Origin of the sequence: Caballeronia sp. AZ1_KS37 (assembly GCF_023631165.1) — a bacterium.
Classification (GTDB): Bacteria; Pseudomonadota; Gammaproteobacteria; order Burkholderiales; family Burkholderiaceae; genus Caballeronia; species Caballeronia zhejiangensis.
Window position 1 is genome coordinate 20,102 of the sequence record NZ_JALQDP010000032.1, and the last position, 15,454, is coordinate 35,555.

Consider the following 15,454-nt stretch of genomic DNA (forward strand, 5'->3'; position numbering starts at 1 on the left):
CCTGTGATCACACTTGCATGGCTAAAGTGTCGGACGCGCGAGCACGCGAGTCAACCTTGAATTGCTAGGTGAAAACGCGAAGCGACGCCTCAGACCGCTTCGTGCGAAAGACGGGCCGCATCGAGCGCGACGCCGATGGCCGGAGCGGCCAACACGCGGATTGCCTGAAAATGGGACGCATCGAATGCGCCTCGAAAGAAGTCGACCACCGCGACCAAGCGCCTGACGATGAGATCATGAAGCACGGACACGTCTTGCCCGAAGTCCTTCGCGTCGGCAGCAATGAGTCTGTCGACCGCGCGCACGACGGCGAGCAATTCGTCGGTGCCGACTTCCAGGCCGAACCACATGCCAACGATGAGATCGATGTCGCGCGGACCGAGGCTCGGGTACCAGAGCGCCAAAAGATGTTTGCGGAGGCCTTTCATCGCCGGGCCCGCCAGATCTTCCCGGCTTCTGGTGAAACTGGTGCGGTGCGACCTGACCTCGACGAGGACTTCATCGACATTGCCGATCTCGCCGCCGGCCACCATGATCGCGACGAGATAGTTCAGGTCTTCGGCGCTCGCCATCTGCACGTCGAACCGGATGCGATGCTCGCGGACGAACGAACGGCGCACCATGAGCATCGCGCCGCCGATGGTGTTGAAGCCTTCGAAAAGCCGGGCCTTCAGAGCGCCGTCGCCGAGCGTGCAAAGGCCATAAGTGTCGTTGGCAATACCATCGCCGAACAAGCGCGCATGGCCGCCGCAAGCGGCAAGGCGCGCGCACTCGCGGAAAGCGGCGACTTGCGCGGCGAGCCTCGTCGGCAGCGCCCGGTCGTCCGAGTCGATGCGCGCGATGAACTCGCCGCGCGCCGCGTCGAAACCCGCATTCGAAGCGGCGCTGATGCCCTCGTTCCGGCCGAAGCGTATGAGGCGCACGCGGCTATCGTCGCCCGCTGCCTGCTGCGCGACGGCGAACGTCTGATCGATCGAGCCATCGTCCACGACGATGAGCTCCCAGTCTTCGAGCGTTTGAGCGCGAATCGAAGCGATTGCTTCGCCGATGAAGGCCTGCGCGTTGAACGCGGGCATGACGACGGTGACGAGCGGTGAGGATGTCATGGGAACCGGAATCCGTTCTGATTTGTTCCCGGCGGAGTGTGCCGCAATCGGCGCGCGATTACGCCATTTCCATCGGCAATTCAGATTTTTCGGCTCCGCCCTCAGGCGAACTTTCCCGACACCGCCCTTTGAATCTCCGCGAACGCCACCGGCTTCACGAGATGATGATCGAAGCCCGCTTCCTTCGAGCGCTGACGATCATGCGCCTGCCCGTATCCCGTCACGGCGATCAGCAAGGCATCGGCGGTTGCGGGACGCGCGCGCATCTCGGCCGCGAGCCGGTATCCGTCCATGCCCGGCAAGCCGATATCGAGCAGCACGATCTGCGGCATGAAGGTGTCGGAGACCGCGAGCGCTTCGGTTGCATCGTGCGCCGTGCGAACGTCGAAGCCGTCGGCTTCGAGCAGCAGCGCCATCGCGGTGGCCGCGTCGACGCTGTCATCGACGAGCAGCACGCGCTTGCCCGCGTTGACGGTCGCGGGCGTTGCCGGCGCGCCTTGCGTGGCCACTTGCGCATCCTTCGCGAGCGGCAGCCACACGACGAACTCGCTGCCCGCCTGCGCCCCCGCCGAGAATGCTTCGATGCGTCCGCCCTGCAACTCGACGAGCGTCTTCGCCAGCGGCAAGCCGATGCCGAGCCCGCCCTCCGATCGTTCGAGCGATGTCTCCGATTGCACGAACAGATCGAAGATGTGCGGCAGCATGTCGGACGCGATGCCGATGCCCTTGTCGCGCACGACGATACGCACCTCATCGCCGAACTGTTCCGTTTCGATGGCGATCTCGCCTTCCTCGACGCTGTACTTCGACGCATTCGACAGCAGATTGCCGAACACCTGCGCGAGCCGCACGCTGTCGCCGACGATGTAGAGCGGCGCATCCGGCAGCTTCACCGTCAACGCGTGCCGCTTTCGTTCGAGCGCGGGCTGCACGGTCTCGATGGCCGCCGCGAGCGCCGCCGCGAGATCGACCGTCTCCTGGCGCAGCGTGATCTTTCCCTGCGTGATGCGCGCAACGTCGAGCAGATCGTCGACGAGCCGGCTCAAATGCCGCACCTGTCTGTCGATGATCGCGCGCACCGTCGCGAAGTGCTGCACGGACGGCTCGCGATCCGGATCGAGCAGATCGACCGCATTGCGGATCGGCGCGAGCGGATTGCGCAATTCATGCGCGAGCATCGCGAGAAACTCGTCCTTGCGGCGGTCCGCTTCGCGCAACAGCAGTTCGGCGGCCTTGCGCTCGGAGATATCGTTGACGATGCCCGCGATGCGATACGGCCGCGCCGGATGACCCGCCGCGCCGTGAACCGGAAACGCGCGCTCCGCGACCCAGCGCGGCCCGCCGCTCGCGCGCACGATGCGATATTCGACCTGATACGGCGTGCCGTTCGCGAGCAGTTGCCGATACGCCTCGGCGACATGATCGCGATCGAGGGGAAGAATGTCGCCGGACCAGTGATCGGGGCCAGGCAGGGGCGCGGGCGCGCCGCCGCCGGTATCGAAGAGATGCGCGTAAGCGGGGCTCACATAGAGCAGTTCGTTGGATGCCGGATCGAGCATCCAGAACACGTCGTCGATATTCCCGGCAAGCTGGCGAAAGCGCTCCTCGCTCTCGCGCAGCGCATTTTCCGCGAGCCGCACGCGCAGCAACGCGCGCACATGCGCGATCAGTTCCGCGGGTTCGACAGGCTCGGTCAAATAGCTATCCGCGCCGCCTTCGAGACCGCGAATGCGATCGAGGCTATGCACGGCCGCCGCCGATGTCTGCAGCACGAGCGTGCCCGACGTCTCCGGCGATGCCTTGATCTGCCTGCACACTTCGAGCCCGTTGATGTCGGGCAGCTTCACGTCGAGCAGCACGAGATCGGGCGCTTCGGCGCGCACGCGTTCGAGCGCGGCCGTGCCCGTCGGCGCTTCGATCACGTTGAAGCCCGCGCGCGACAGGATGCGCGTTTTCGCATAGCGCGCGCCGTCGTTGTCGTCGACGTTGAGGATCAGCACCTCGTTCCAGTCGCTTCTCATGATGCTCGTCCCTCGCCCGTCACCGCATCCAGCACGCCCGGCAGCTCGCCACCGCCCGCCGGCTTTTCAACGAACGCGGTCGCGCCCAGCGCCCGCGCTTCATTGCGATCCTCGTCCTCGCCGAGCACCACGATCGGAATGCTGCGCGTCGCGGCCTGCGCGCGCAACGCGGCGAGCCAGATCCACGCTTCCGACGGCGCGGGCCGCACGGCGAGCAGCAACGCGGCGGGCTGCGTGCGCGCGAGCAGGCGGCTCGCTTCGTCGAGCGTCGCGGCGCTCATCGGGCGATACGGCGAAGCGCGCAGCGCGGCCTCGCAGTCGAGCCGCTCGATCGGATTGCTCGCGACGATCAGCACGGCGGGCCGCGTATCGCTCGCGGCGTGATGCGCGGCGTCGACGTCCGCGCCGTAATGCGCGGGAATCGTCGCGCTGAAAGTCGAGCCGCGCCCGGGTTCGCTCGCGAGCGACACATCGCCGCCGAGCAGCTTGCACAGCTTGCGGCACAGCGGCAGGCCGAGGCCCGTACCCTTCACGTATTGCTGAAGGCGGTTTTCGACTTGCCCGAACTCTTCGAAGACGACCTGCTGATGCTCCGGCGCGATGCCGATGCCCGTATCGCTGACGGAAAACGTGATGAGCCGGCGCGCGTCGTCATAGCTCGCCGCGACGCGCACTTCGCCGCGCTCGGTGAACTTGAGCGCATTCGATACGAAGTTGCGCAGCACCTGCGCGACCTTGGCTTCATCGGTATGAATGGGCGGCAGGCCTTCGCACGATTCGAACACGAGTTCCACCGCGCCGCCCGGCGACAGCGGCCGCAACATGCCGCGCAGCGCCGAAAACAGGGTATCGACTTCGAATTCGGCGGGACGCACTTCGATCTTGCCCGCTTCGATCTTCGCGAGATCGAGCAGATCGTCGACCGTTTCCGACAAATCCTCCGCCGCCTTGCGGATGAAGCGCACCTGCTTTTCCTGCTCTTCCGTCAGATCGCCGTCGATACGTTCGAGCAAGAGTTTCGAGAGCGCGCGGATCGACGACAGCGGCGTGCGGAACTCGTGGCTCATGTTCGACAGAAAGCGCGATTTCGATTCGTCCGCGCGGCGCAGATGATCGGCGCGCGCATCCAGCTCCGCATAAAGCGCGACGACGCCGCGATTGGTGTCCTCGAGTTCGCGCGTAAGACGCGTGAGCTCCTCCTGACGCTCGCGCAGATCCGCGAGCGCGGCGATCAGCTCGCGATTCTGGCGCTGCAATTCCGCCGCCGTGTCTTCGCTCGGCTGACGCTCGAGTGCGTTGTTCACCGCCTGCGCATCGCACGGCACGCCATCGGGTAAAGCCTTCGCGAGCGAGATCGAGGTGTCGCCATCGGCTTCGTCGGCGATCGCGCATTGATCCATCAGACGTTGCGCCGCGAGCAGGCCCAGCGCGGCTTGCGAGTCGTCGTGGCGCATGGCGCGCAGACGCTGGCCCGCACCGCCGCCCGCCAGAAAACGCACGACGAAGCGCGGCGGGCGCGCGGCGTTATCGACGAGAAATTCCGCGCGCGCCGCCTGCCCCGCGATCAGCACGGTGCGCGCGGCTTCGAGCACGGACGTGGAAATGCGCGTCTGATCCTGCGGCGAGAAGCCGAGCGCCGCGCTCGCATCGCGCGCCTTCACGCGCACCGCGACGATATCGCGCTCGTGATCGATCCGCATCGAGTAGAGCGGTTGCGTCATCCTGCGCTCCCGGCCGCGCGGGCCACGAACACGGTGATGTCGTCGCGGCCGCGCGCGAAGTCGCGATACAGCACCGCCGCGACGAGCGCCGGGTGCCGCATCGCGAGGCCCGGATAGCGCGCGAGATCCCAGCGCGACGTGAGCCCGTCCGAATGCAGCACGACGAGCGCGTTCGGCGGATACGGCACGTCGAAGATCTGCGCGCGCCGCGCCGCATGCCCGACGATGCCGCTGTGCGAGACGAGATGCTTGTGCGTGCCTTCGGTCCACACGCTCGCCGAAATATTGCCGATGCCCGCGAAGCTCACCGCCATGCCCGGCATCGACGCGAACGCTGGCATGCGCGCGATGCCGACCGCCGCGCCGCGCGTCGGGCGCAGCGCCTCGTTGGCGGCCTCCATGATGCGATCGAGCGCCTGGTCGCCGTTCGCGGCGAGCGCTTTGGCCGCCTCGATCGCCGCGACATTGGCGAGCGGTCCGTGACCGAGGCCATCGGCGACGAGCACGGTGAATTCGCCGTCATGCGCGTAGACGGACCATGCATCGCCGGATACGGTTTCGGTTTGCAGCGGCAGGTTCACGACGCCGTATGTCAGTTGCGGCGCACGCGTGTTCGCCGCGCCCGGCGCGTTCCAGAACACGGCGCGCAACACCGTGCCGCGTTGCGGCGCGCTCCAGATGTCGAGTTCGTCGGAAAGACGCTCGATCGCGCCCATGCCGTTGCCGGGACTGCCCGCCGTCGTGTAGCCGTCCTCGAAACAGCGATGCAGATCGTAAATGCCCGGCCCGTTGTCGATGCACAGCACTTCGATGCCGTAGCGCAAAGTCGCGCCGGCGCCCCTGTCGACGAGCGGACGCACGAGCAATTCGCCGCGCTGTGCATGCTTCAGCAGATTCGTGCCGCATTCGGTGACGACGATCGCGAGCTCGCCCGCGGCCGTCTCGTTGAAACCGAGCCCGCGCGCGAGTTCGCCGATAGAACGCCGCGCATAGGCGATCTGGCTCGCCTCGGCGATCTCGTAGCGCTGCTGCGCGGCCATCGATTCCTTCAGAACGGTTTCCATTTCGTGATCGAGACGTGCGTGCCTTCGCCCGGCGCGGAGCGGATGTCGAATTCGTCGCACAGGCGCTTGGCGCCGCCAAGCCCGAGCCCGAGGCCGCTGCCCGACGTGAATCCGTCGGAGAGCGCGCGCGGGATATCCGGAATGCCCGGACCATTGTCGACGAATTCGAGCTTGAGGCCACGGCGGCCGTTACGCTCGACGAGATAGCAATGCACGTCGCCGCCGCCGCCGTAGATGAGCGTGTTGCGTGCCAGCTCGCTCGCCGCCGTCACGAACTTCGTCTGGTCGATGAGAGACAGGCCCTGCGAGACCGCCTTCTCGCGCACGAACTGGCGCAGCCGCACGATCTGCTCGTCGTTGCGGATCGGCAGCGTGTCGGGCGGCGACGAGGACGTCGGCGCGGCTGTGGAATTGAAGATCGTCATGGAGTCGTGTGCATGCGGCCGTCAGGCCGTGCCGCCCTTCGAAAGGAGCGCCATGCCCTTCTCCACGTTCAGCGCCGTGCGTACGCCCGAAAGCGTGAGGCCGAGTTCGACGAGCGTGATCGCGACCGAAGGCTGCATGCCGACGACGACCGTCTCGGCATCGAGCACGCGCGCCATGGCGGCCGTGTTGCCGATCATGCGTCCGATGAACGAATCGACCACGTCGAGCGAGGAAATGTCGATCAGGACGCCGCGCGCGCCGTCTTTCACGATGCGGCTCGTCAGATCGTCCTGCAGCGCGAGCGCGAGCCGGTCGTGCATGTCGACCTGAATGGTGACGAGCAGGAGCCTGCCCATCGTGAGAATCGGAATGCGTTCCATCGCTTGAAACCCCGTTCAGTCGCGTTGCGTTCGATGCGTGCTTCGAATGGCGAAAGGCTGCGTCATTCCGCTTGCAGCGAATCGAAGCCGTCGCTTGCGCGGCTGCCGCGCGAGGCGTCCTGCGCGGATCCGGCCGTCACCGACTTGCCCGTGCGCTGCAGCGCGACGACGAACGCCGACGCGAGCGTCGCCTTGGTCGTGACGTTCGTGAGATTCACGCCGAGATGAACGATGGTCTGCGCGATCTGCGGACGAATACCGCTGATGATGCAGTCCGCGCCCATCAGACGCGCCGCCGCGACCGTCTTCAGCAAGTGCTGCGCGACGAGCGTATCGACGGTCGGCACGCCGGTGATGTCGATGATCGAAATGGCCGCGCCCGTCTCGACGATCTTCTGCAGCAGGTTTTCCATCACGACTTGCGTGCGCGCCGAATCGAGCGTGCCGATGAGAGGCAGCGCGAGAATGCCGTCCCACAACTGCACGACGGGCGTCGACAGTTCGAGCAGTTCCTGCTGCTGGCGCACGATGACCTGCTCGCGGCTCGCCTGGAACACTTCGGTCGTGAAGAGCCCGAGCTCGTCGAAGAGCGTGCTGATCGTCCAGGTGAGATCGGCGAGCGCGGGGGCATCGTTGACGAGCGTGTCGCGCAGGCGGGCGAAGAGCGGCTGCTTGAGCGAGAACACGAACATCGCGGTCTCGACGGGCGTGAAGCCCTGACGCGCACGCTGCGCCGACATTTCCGCGAGAAACGCGCGCACTTCCTGCCATGCGGACGATTTGAAATCGACGCGTTCGGAGGCGCCGAGCGCCGTCACGAGAAGCGACGTGAACTGGCTGAACTGATTGCGCAGTTCCGCCTCGCCGACGAGGCCGCGCCGCGCCGCGATGGCGTGCTGCTGCGCGAACCATTCCGCGAGCAATTGCTCCTGGTTGCTGGTGAACAGTTGGGCAAGCCGCGTTCCGCCGACCATTTCCATGCCGAGATCCCCGTGCGAATGATGTTATTGGGCGCCAAGCCCTGGAAGCTGGATTGTTGCATCGCCGCGAAAGCTATCGAAATAAAGCAACGCGAAGCGCTCGGAATGTAGCACGCCATCCCAAAAATCGACAGTGCGACAAGCCTTGCGGCACAAGGGATTCGAGGATTTCTTCCGTTTGTCGCGATGTGCGCTGCGCCGAATCGGCAAATGCTGCCGTGTGCGCGCGATCGCATGGACAATATCGGTCAAATATCCTGAACAAAGTCAAGCGCGCGTCCGATGCCATGTATAGCGGCCCGAATATTTTTTCGGCCGTCGCGCGGTGCAATACTCGGGCGACCCACTCAACGTCATAGACATTCGAGCTTGCCGGAGCGCACATGGCCCAAACGATTCATCCCGTCGACGAAGTGCTGCCCATCGGTCAGATGCTCGCGGTCGGCATTCAGCACGTACTCGTGATGTACGCGGGCGCGATCGCGGTGCCGCTCATCATCGGCGCGGCGCTGAAGCTGCCGAAGGAGCAGGTCGCGTTTCTGATCAGCTCGGACCTCTTCGCGTGCGGAGTCGTCACGCTGGTGCAGTGCATCGGCGTATGGAAATTCGGCATCCGCCTGCCGGTCATCATGGGCGTGAGCTTCGCGCCGGTCGGGCCGATGGTCGCGATGGCATCATCCGGTGCGGGCCTGCCGGCGATCTTCGGCGCGACCATCGCGGCGGGCGTGTTCGCGGTCCTGATCGCGCCGTTCTTCGGACGGCTGATGCGCTTCTTTCCGCCGATCGTCACGGGCACGATCATTCTGACGATCGGCATGACGCTCTTTCCCGTCGCGATCAACTGGGCGGGCGGCGGACGCGGCGCACCGAATTTCGGCGAGCCGCGCAATCTGATGATCGCGGGCATCGTGCTGCTCGCGATTCTGCTCATCAACAAGTATCTGAAGGGCTTCGTCGCGAATATTTCGGTGTTGCTCGGCATGGCGATCGGCTTCGTGATCGCGTTGCCGCTCGGCTTCGTCGATTTCGCGGGCGTCGGTCAAGCCGCGTGGTTCGCGCCGGTGCGGCCGTTCGCGTTCGGCATGCCGGTCTTCGATGTCGCGGCGATCGCCTCGCTGTGTCTCGTGATGGTCGTCATCATGGTGGAATCGCTCGGCATGTTCCTCGCGCTCGGCGATCTCGCGATGCGCCCCGTTTCGCGCATCGATGCGACGCGCGGACTGCGCACCGATGGTCTCGGCACCGTGATCGGCGGCATCTTCAATACGTTTCCGCATTCGTCGTTTTCGCAGAACATCGGGCTCGTGGGCATTACGGGCGTCAAAAGCCGCTGGGTGGTCGCGGTGTCAGGCGTGATCCTGATCCTGCTCGGGCTGCTGCCGAAGCTCTCGAATCTGATTGCTTCGATACCGGTGGTCGTGCTCGGCGGCGCGGGCATCGCGATGTTCGGCATGGTCGCGGCGACCGGCGTGAAGATCCTGAGCAAGGTCGATTTCGATAGCAAGAACAACTTGCTCATCATCGCGATCAGTCTGGGCGTGGGCGTGATTCCGCTTGCCGCGCCGACGTTCTTCGCGCACATGCCGGCGTCGGCGGGGCCGCTGACGCATAGCGGAATCACGCTCGCCGCGGTGTTCGCGATTCTGCTCAACGCGCTGTTCAATCGCGAGCGGGAAGCGGAGGACGTGGAGAAGGAGATCGCTGCGGAGATGCCTTTGAGCTTGCGGCAGGGGGATGTGGATGTGCGGGAGTGAGCGAGTTGCCGGAGATCCGGCCGATGGCGCCACGCAAGCGGCCTGCAATCGCTCGCGCGCAACCGCGCCCTACCTAACCGCAAGGGCTTTGGGCCGGGATGAATTCGAACAGAACCTGGAAGCGCTCCGAATCGGGGACATTTGGAACGGTAGGCCAAATCTCATAGTCGACCTCGATACGCCTCTCTTCGACGCCGAGCGCACGAAGATAGCTAACGACGGATTCAACGCGCTTTTTTGTGACCGCCGTTCCGTCTCGTCGCCCTTTTCGAAATAGCCATAGAGAACAACAATGTCAGTCCGCGCGACGCTGTTGTTAGCGTCGACGAGCGTGCGCGCCAGATCAACTCGATGGCGATTTGACACCGACAAGTTGTCCGCGTCGAATTTGATCGATTGGATCCGCGGAATTCATCTGGGTCATTTTTCTGTCGGTAACAATTCACCGCCCATACATGAAATGCAGGCGCAAGCGCACGCATCCACACGCCGCAACTCCACTACCATACGAGGAACGCCAACCCGCCGCCGACACCGATGCGCGAAGTCCTCTGGATCGCCCTGCTCGCCATAGCGCTGGTCTACACGATCGCGCTCGCGGGCCTGTATTGGCTGCAAGGAAGGCTCGTCTATCCGCTGGAACAGATCGAAGCCTTCAAGAACGCCGATGTGGAAGCGCGCACCGAAGCAGTCGTCATCAGAACCGATGACGGCCTCGACCTGACCATGCGCTACAAAGCGCCGCCCGACGACGACGCGCCCACGGTCATCCTCTTTCACGGCAATGGCGAAGACCTTTTCCAGCGCGGTCATGTTGCATTGGAGATGATCGAAGCGGGCTATGGCGTGCTGCTCGCCGAATATCGCGGCTACGGCGGCAATCCCGGCAGGCCGCACGAAGCCGGCCTTTACGCCGATTCGCGCGCCGCCTACGCCTACGCCGCGGCGCGTTCACGCAACATCGTGCTGCACGGTTATTCGCTCGGCTCGGGTGTCGCCGTGCAGCTTGCAAGCGTCGCGAAGATCCATGCGCTGATGCTCGAAGCGCCGTTCACGAGCATCGTCGATGTCGCCGCGAAACGCTTCCGGCTCTTTCCCGTGCGGCTGCTCGCACGCGATCGCTACGAAAGCCTCGCGAAAATCGCATCGATCGATGCGCCGCTCTTGATCTACGGCGGCACGAAAGACGGCGTGATTCCGCCCGAACACTTCCAGCGTCTCTTCGATGCAGCACGCGGCGACAAGCGTCTCGCGCTCATCGAAGACGCCGATCATCTCGACGTTTGGACGATGGGCGGCCGCGAACACGCGATGCAATTCCTCGCGTCACTGCAACCGACGCGCGACACGCTGCAAGCCTAAGCCGATTTCTTGCGCGTGCGCCCGAGCTTGAGCGTGACCCACGCCGGCGCATGATCGCTCGCATGCGGCTCGCCGCGCACCCATTTGTCGACGCCCGCCGCCTCCAGCTTCTTCGCGAGATCCTTGCTAAGAAGGATGTGATCGATGCGCAAGCCCGAATTCGTCTGCCAATGATTGCGGAAGTAATCCCAGAACGTATAGATGCGCTCATCGGGAAACTTCTGCTTCAGCGCATCGGTCCAGCCTTGCGCGAGCAAATCCGCGTAGGCCGCGCGGCTCTCCGGCTGCAACAGCGCGTCCTTCAGCCACGAGCGCGTGTTGTAGATGTCGTCATCGGTCGGCACGACGTTGTAATCGCCCGCGAGCACGACGGGATGTCCGCTATCGAGCAACATCTTCGCATGTGCGTTGAAGCGCGCGAACCATTCGAGCTTGTAATCGAACTTCGGGCCGGGCTGCGGATTGCCGTTCGGAAGATAAAGACAGCCGATCAGCAAGCCGCCCACGGCCGCCTCGATATACCGGCTATGCGTATCGTCTTCGTAACCCGGCAGCCCGCGCCGGCTCAGCACCGGCTCCGCGTCTTTCGCGAGAATCGCCACGCCGTTCCACGATTGCTGCCCATGCCATAGCGCGCCGTAGCCCGCGTTCGCGATCGCGTCGGCGGGAAACTGCGCGTCGGTCGCTTTCAGTTCCTGCAGGCAGACGATATCGGGCGATTCGCGTTCGAGCCATGTCAGCAAGGCGTCGAGCCGCGGACGGATGCCGTTGATGTTGAAGGTCGCGATTTTCACTCGGCGTCTCTCCATCGGTGGATCGGGATCGATGCTACACGCGTCGCAGTTTGCGTGCCGCGTCGCGAACCACGCGGGGAGATTCAGCGCTTCTCGCTGTCGAGATGCGCCATCTGCACGGCCTCGTAGCGATCGCCCGCCGCCGCGCCCTTCGGCACCGCCGCTTCGATCGCGGCGAAGTCATCCTTCGTGAGCGCGACATCGAGCGCCCCGAGCGATTCCGTCAGCCGGTCGCGACGGCGCGCGCCGACGACAGGCACGATGTCATCGCCCTGCGCGAGCACCCACGCGATCGCGATCTGCGCGACGCTCACGCCCTTTGCATCGGCGATCTTGCGCAACGCATCGACGAGCGCGAGATTGCGTTCGACGTTGCCTTGCTGAAAGCGCGGACTGTTCGCGCGCCAGTCGCCGGATTGCGCGGCGTCGCGGCTCCAGTGTCCGCTGATGAGTCCGCGCGACAGCACGCCGTACGCCGTGATGCCGATGCCGAGTTCGCGGCATGCCGGAAGAATCGATTCCTCGAGGCCGCGCGAAATCAGCGAGTATTCGATCTGCAGATCGCACACCGCATGCACGGCGGCGGCACGGCGAATCGTGTCCGCGCCGACTTCCGACAATCCGACGTGGCGCACATAGCCCGCGTCGATCATCTCGGCGATCGCGCCGACGGTGTCTTCGACCGGCACGTTCGCATCGAGGCGCGCGGGCCGATAAATGTCGATATGTTCGACGCCGAGCCGCTGCAATGTATACGCGAGCGAATTCTTCACGGCGACGGGCCGTCCATCGAACGCGATGAACCGGCCGGCCGGATCGCGCATGCCGCCGAATTTCACGCTGAGAATCGCCGCATCGCGGCGTGAAGGCGGCGCGCTTCTCAACGCTTCGCCGATCAGCATTTCGTTGTGCCCCATGCCGTAGAAGTCGCCGGTGTCGAGCAGCGTCACGCCCGCTTCGAGGGCCGCGTGTATCGTCGCGATGCTCTCCGCGCGATCCGACGGCCCGTACATGCCCGACATGCCCATGCATCCGAGGCCAATCGCCGACGATTGCGGTCCGTTCTTTCCGAGCTTGCGTTGTTCCATGTTCGTTCTCTCCTTGAAGAATGGAGACGATTATGGGAGCAAACCTCGCGTGCGATAATCCGCCTCAATCCGAATGGGCTGTGCGCCTCAGCGAACAATGGGTGAGAGATGAGCGAACCGGATTTGTCGGATCTTCACGCGTTTCTGGCCGTCGCGCGGTCGCGTGGCTTCAGGCAGGCGGCGCTGTTGCGCGGCGTGTCGGCGTCGTCGCTGAGCGAGGCCATACGCAGGCTCGAAACGCGTCTGGGCGTGCGGCTTTTGAATCGCACGACGCGCAGCGTCACGCCGACCGAAGCGGGCGAGCGGCTCATCGAACGCCTCGGGCCCGCGTTCGCGGAAATCGCGGGCGCGCTCGATGCCGTCAACGGCTTTCGCGACAGCCCGACCGGCACGTTGCGCCTGAACGTCCCGCGCATCGTGTCACGCGAGATCCTGCCGCCAATCGTCGCGCGTTTTCTGACGGCGCATCCGGGCATCAAGCTGGAGATCAGCGCAACCGATACCTTCATCGACGTGCTCGCCGCCGGTTTCGATGCGGGCATCCGTTATGACGAGCGCATCGAGCGCGACATGATCGCCGTGCCGATCGGGCCGCGCACGCAACGCTTCGTCGCGGTGGCGTCGCCGGCTTATCTCGCGGCGCACGGCGAGCCGAAGCATCCGCGCGAACTCGTGAATCACGCGTGCATCGGGCATCGTTTCGATAGCGGCGTGCTGGCCGTGTGGGAATTCATGCGCGGCAAGGAAACGATACGCATCGCGCCGGAAGGACCGCTCGTCACGTCGTCGATCGAGATCAGCCGAAGCGCGGCCATCGCGGGATTGGGCCTCGTCTATACGTTCGACGAGTTCGTGCGCGCGGCCATCGACGATGGCGCGCTCGTGCCCGTGCTCAAACCGTGGTGGCAGAGTTTCACCGGGCCGCGTCTCTATTATCCGAGCCGCGCGCACATGCCGGGGCCGTTGCGCGCGTTCATCGACTTCATTCGCGCGGGGAATTGAGCGCGCTCATTGCTGCACGCCCCAGCGGCGCACGGTCACGCGCTCGATCGTATCGAAGACGAGATGCTCCACAGCAAGGCCGATCACGATGACCGCAGCCAGTCCCGCGAACACGCGGTCCGTGTAAAGCTCGTTGCGGTTCTGGAAGATGTACCAGCCGAGCCCGCCCTTGCCCGAGCTCGCGCCGAACACGAGCTCCGCCGCAATCAGCGTGCGCCACGCGAAGGCCCAGCCCACGCGCAAGCCCGCGAGAATCGAAGGCAACGCGGCGGGCACCAGAATCAGCATCACATGGCGCATGCCGTTGAGACCGTAGTTGCGGCCCGTCATGCGCAAGGTCGTTGGCACGGCCTGAAAGCCCGCATACGTGTTGAGCGCGAGCGGCCACAACACCGAATGCACGAGCACGAAAAGCAGGCTTCCGGTGCCGAGGCCGAACCACAGCAACGCGAGCGGCAACAGCGCGATGGAAGGCAGCGGATTGAACATCGCGGTGAGCATCGAAAGGATGTCGCGGCCGATGCGCGTCGAGACCGCAAGCGATGTCAGCGCGAACGCGAGCGCCGCGCCGAGCGCATAGCCGCGCAGCAGTACCGACATCGAAATGCCGATCTTCTCGATGAGTTCGCCCGACGCGATGCCCTGCACGAATGCGACGAAGGTCGCGCTGAAAGTGGGCAACAGCAGATCGTTATCGACGGCGCGTGCGGCGATTTCCCACAACGCGATCAGCACGAGCGCGATGATCGACTTGCGCAGCCACGCACGATCCGCTAGCCGCTTCGACAGCGGCAACGGCGCTTCATGTTCGACGGCGACGCTCGCGGCAGGCGCGATTTCATACTCGGGCCGCACGGGCGGCACGATCAGATGCGGCGTGCTCATTGCGCGCGCTCCTCTTCGAACAACAGACGATGAATGCGCGCGACGCTCTGCTGAAACTCGCCGCGACCCAGGCTGTCCTGCGTGTATTGATGACTGTTGAGCTCGGCGCGCACGCGTCCCGGATGCGGCGTCAGCAGCAGAATGCGATTGCCGACGATCAGCGCTTCCTCGATCGAGTGCGTGACGAACAACAGCGTGAATCGCTCGTCGCTCCAGAGGCGCAAGAGCTCTTCCTGCATGCGGCGTCGCGTGAGCGCATCGAGTGCGGCGAAGGGCTCGTCCATCAGCAGCACGCGCGGCTGCATCGCGAGGGCGCGTGCAATGGCGACGCGCTGCTTCATGCCGCCCGACAGCGTATGCGGATACGCATCGGCGAATTTGGCGAGACCGACCTTGTCGAGATAATGCAGCGCGCGTTCGCGAGCTTCGGCGCGGCCGAGCTTGCGCGCGACGCGCAGCGGAAAGGCGACGTTCTGCACGACGGTCTTCCACGGCGGCAACTGATCGAACTCCTGAAACACGACGATGCGATCCGCGCCCGGCCCGCGCACACGTTCACCGCCGATTTCGATGCTGCCTCCAACCGGCTCGATGAAGCCCGCAACGGCCTTGAGCAAGGTCGACTTGCCGCAGCCCGAAGGCCCGAGCAGCACGAAGCGGTCGGCGCCGTAGACATCGAAGCTGACATCGTGCGTCGCGCGAACGAGCCGCTCCGGCGTGCGGTATTCGAGCGTGACGTTCTTCGCGCTGAGAAGCTTGCCGCTCGTCGCAGCCTCACGATCGGCTTCGTGCGAATAAAGCGCTTGGGGATTGGCGGCCATGTTCATCTGCCCGATTGCAAACGATCACGATACCGGCGCGCTGCGCTCGA

Annotated in this window: 14 protein-coding genes; 3 read left to right on the plus strand and 11 right to left on the minus strand. The window is 64.8% G+C overall.

All coding sequences use genetic code 11. The features are described 5' to 3' along the window. Window positions 1-89: 89 nt before the first annotated feature. From NCS00_RS19450 to NCS00_RS19480, 7 genes are all read right to left on the minus strand, one after another. The gene (locus NCS00_RS19450) at window positions 90-1,106 is read right to left on the minus strand and encodes a glycosyltransferase family 2 protein (RefSeq protein WP_350029727.1); all 1,017 of its coding nucleotides are present in this window, start codon (window positions 1,104-1,106) and stop codon (window positions 90-92) included. 101 nt (window positions 1,107-1,207) lie between these two features. Next, on the minus strand, window positions 1,208-3,127 hold the full coding sequence (locus tag NCS00_RS19455) for a hybrid sensor histidine kinase/response regulator (RefSeq protein WP_008354421.1): 1,920 nt from the start codon (window positions 3,125-3,127) through the stop codon (window positions 1,208-1,210). After that, window positions 3,124-4,848, minus strand: a complete 1,725-nt coding sequence (locus NCS00_RS19460) for an ATP-binding response regulator (RefSeq protein ID WP_250440764.1) — start codon at window positions 4,846-4,848, stop codon at window positions 3,124-3,126. Before NCS00_RS19460 ends, NCS00_RS19455 begins: the two co-directional genes overlap by 4 nt. Beyond that, window positions 4,845-5,912 carry an ATP-binding SpoIIE family protein phosphatase gene (locus tag NCS00_RS19465; protein WP_008354419.1) on the minus strand — a complete coding sequence of 356 codons (1,068 nt, stop codon included), beginning with the start codon at window positions 5,910-5,912 and terminating at the stop codon, window positions 4,845-4,847. Before NCS00_RS19465 ends, NCS00_RS19460 begins: the two co-directional genes overlap by 4 nt. Next, on the minus strand, window positions 5,897-6,337 hold the full coding sequence (locus NCS00_RS19470; RefSeq protein WP_008354418.1) for an anti-sigma regulatory factor: 441 nt from the start codon (window positions 6,335-6,337) through the stop codon (window positions 5,897-5,899). Before NCS00_RS19470 ends, NCS00_RS19465 begins: the two co-directional genes overlap by 16 nt. 21 nt (window positions 6,338-6,358) lie before the next feature. After that, window positions 6,359-6,718, minus strand: a complete 360-nt coding sequence (locus NCS00_RS19475) for an STAS domain-containing protein (RefSeq protein WP_008354417.1) — start codon at window positions 6,716-6,718, stop codon at window positions 6,359-6,361. Window positions 6,719-6,780: 62 nt separating this feature from the next. After that, entirely contained in the window at window positions 6,781-7,698 is a 918-nt protein-coding gene (locus NCS00_RS19480; protein ID WP_008354416.1) for an STAS domain-containing protein, read from the minus strand. Between the two features lie 383 nt (window positions 7,699-8,081). Here NCS00_RS19480 and NCS00_RS19485 point away from each other — a divergent pair, with 383 nt between their 5' ends. Together NCS00_RS19485 and NCS00_RS19490 are read left to right on the plus strand one after the other, a co-directional pair. After that, on the plus strand, window positions 8,082-9,452 hold the full coding sequence (locus tag NCS00_RS19485) for a nucleobase:cation symporter-2 family protein (protein ID WP_250440765.1): 1,371 nt from the start codon (window positions 8,082-8,084) through the stop codon (window positions 9,450-9,452). Window positions 9,453-9,989: 537 nt separating this feature from the next. Beyond that, the gene (locus tag NCS00_RS19490) at window positions 9,990-10,814 is read left to right on the plus strand and encodes an alpha/beta hydrolase (RefSeq protein WP_250440766.1); all 825 of its coding nucleotides are present in this window, start codon (window positions 9,990-9,992) and stop codon (window positions 10,812-10,814) included. Here NCS00_RS19490 and NCS00_RS19495 read toward each other — a convergent pair. Continuing rightward, on the minus strand, window positions 10,811-11,623 hold the full coding sequence (locus NCS00_RS19495) for an exodeoxyribonuclease III (RefSeq protein WP_033536902.1): 813 nt from the start codon (window positions 11,621-11,623) through the stop codon (window positions 10,811-10,813). The two genes, NCS00_RS19490 and NCS00_RS19495, sit on opposite strands and share 4 nt — an antisense overlap. Window positions 11,624-11,691: 68 nt before the next feature. Beyond that, window positions 11,692-12,696, minus strand: a complete 1,005-nt coding sequence (locus NCS00_RS19500; protein WP_250440767.1) for an aldo/keto reductase — start codon at window positions 12,694-12,696, stop codon at window positions 11,692-11,694. Window positions 12,697-12,804: 108 nt separating this feature from the next. Between NCS00_RS19500 and NCS00_RS19505 the strand changes: the two genes are divergently transcribed. Continuing rightward, a complete protein-coding gene (locus NCS00_RS19505) occupies window positions 12,805-13,698 on the plus strand; it encodes a LysR family transcriptional regulator (protein WP_008354410.1) in 894 nt (297 codons plus the stop codon). 6 nt (window positions 13,699-13,704) lie between these two features. Here the strand turns inward: NCS00_RS19505 and NCS00_RS19510 are convergent, their stop codons facing one another. Continuing rightward, window positions 13,705-14,583 carry an ABC transporter permease gene (locus tag NCS00_RS19510; RefSeq protein WP_250436124.1) on the minus strand — a complete coding sequence of 293 codons (879 nt, stop codon included), beginning with the start codon at window positions 14,581-14,583 and terminating at the stop codon, window positions 13,705-13,707. Beyond that, a complete protein-coding gene (locus NCS00_RS19515) occupies window positions 14,580-15,404 on the minus strand; it encodes an ABC transporter ATP-binding protein (protein ID WP_008354408.1) in 825 nt (274 codons plus the stop codon). The genes NCS00_RS19510 and NCS00_RS19515 overlap by 4 nt, the downstream gene beginning before the upstream one ends. Window positions 15,405-15,454: the final 50 nt, after the last annotated feature.

Coding starts and splice junctions, on each gene's coding strand:
- NCS00_RS19450 (WP_350029727.1), bottom strand. CDS start 1,106: ATGACATCCTCACCGCTCGTCACCGTCGTCATGCCCGCGTTCAACGCG.
- NCS00_RS19455 (WP_008354421.1), bottom strand. CDS start 3,127: ATGAGAAGCGACTGGAACGAGGTGCTGATCCTCAACGTCGACGACAAC.
- NCS00_RS19460 (WP_250440764.1), bottom strand. CDS start 4,848: ATGACGCAACCGCTCTACTCGATGCGGATCGATCACGAGCGCGATATC.
- NCS00_RS19465 (WP_008354419.1), bottom strand. CDS start 5,912: ATGGAAACCGTTCTGAAGGAATCGATGGCCGCGCAGCAGCGCTACGAG.
- NCS00_RS19470 (WP_008354418.1), bottom strand. CDS start 6,337: ATGACGATCTTCAATTCCACAGCCGCGCCGACGTCCTCGTCGCCGCCC.
- NCS00_RS19475 (WP_008354417.1), bottom strand. CDS start 6,718: ATGGAACGCATTCCGATTCTCACGATGGGCAGGCTCCTGCTCGTCACC.
- NCS00_RS19480 (WP_008354416.1), bottom strand. CDS start 7,698: ATGGAAATGGTCGGCGGAACGCGGCTTGCCCAACTGTTCACCAGCAAC.
- NCS00_RS19485 (WP_250440765.1), top strand. CDS start 8,082: ATGGCCCAAACGATTCATCCCGTCGACGAAGTGCTGCCCATCGGTCAG.
- NCS00_RS19490 (WP_250440766.1), top strand. CDS start 9,990: ATGCGCGAAGTCCTCTGGATCGCCCTGCTCGCCATAGCGCTGGTCTAC.
- NCS00_RS19495 (WP_033536902.1), bottom strand. CDS start 11,623: ATGGAGAGACGCCGAGTGAAAATCGCGACCTTCAACATCAACGGCATC.
- NCS00_RS19500 (WP_250440767.1), bottom strand. CDS start 12,696: ATGGAACAACGCAAGCTCGGAAAGAACGGACCGCAATCGTCGGCGATT.
- NCS00_RS19505 (WP_008354410.1), top strand. CDS start 12,805: ATGAGCGAACCGGATTTGTCGGATCTTCACGCGTTTCTGGCCGTCGCG.
- NCS00_RS19510 (WP_250436124.1), bottom strand. CDS start 14,583: ATGAGCACGCCGCATCTGATCGTGCCGCCCGTGCGGCCCGAGTATGAA.
- NCS00_RS19515 (WP_008354408.1), bottom strand. CDS start 15,404: ATGGCCGCCAATCCCCAAGCGCTTTATTCGCACGAAGCCGATCGTGAG.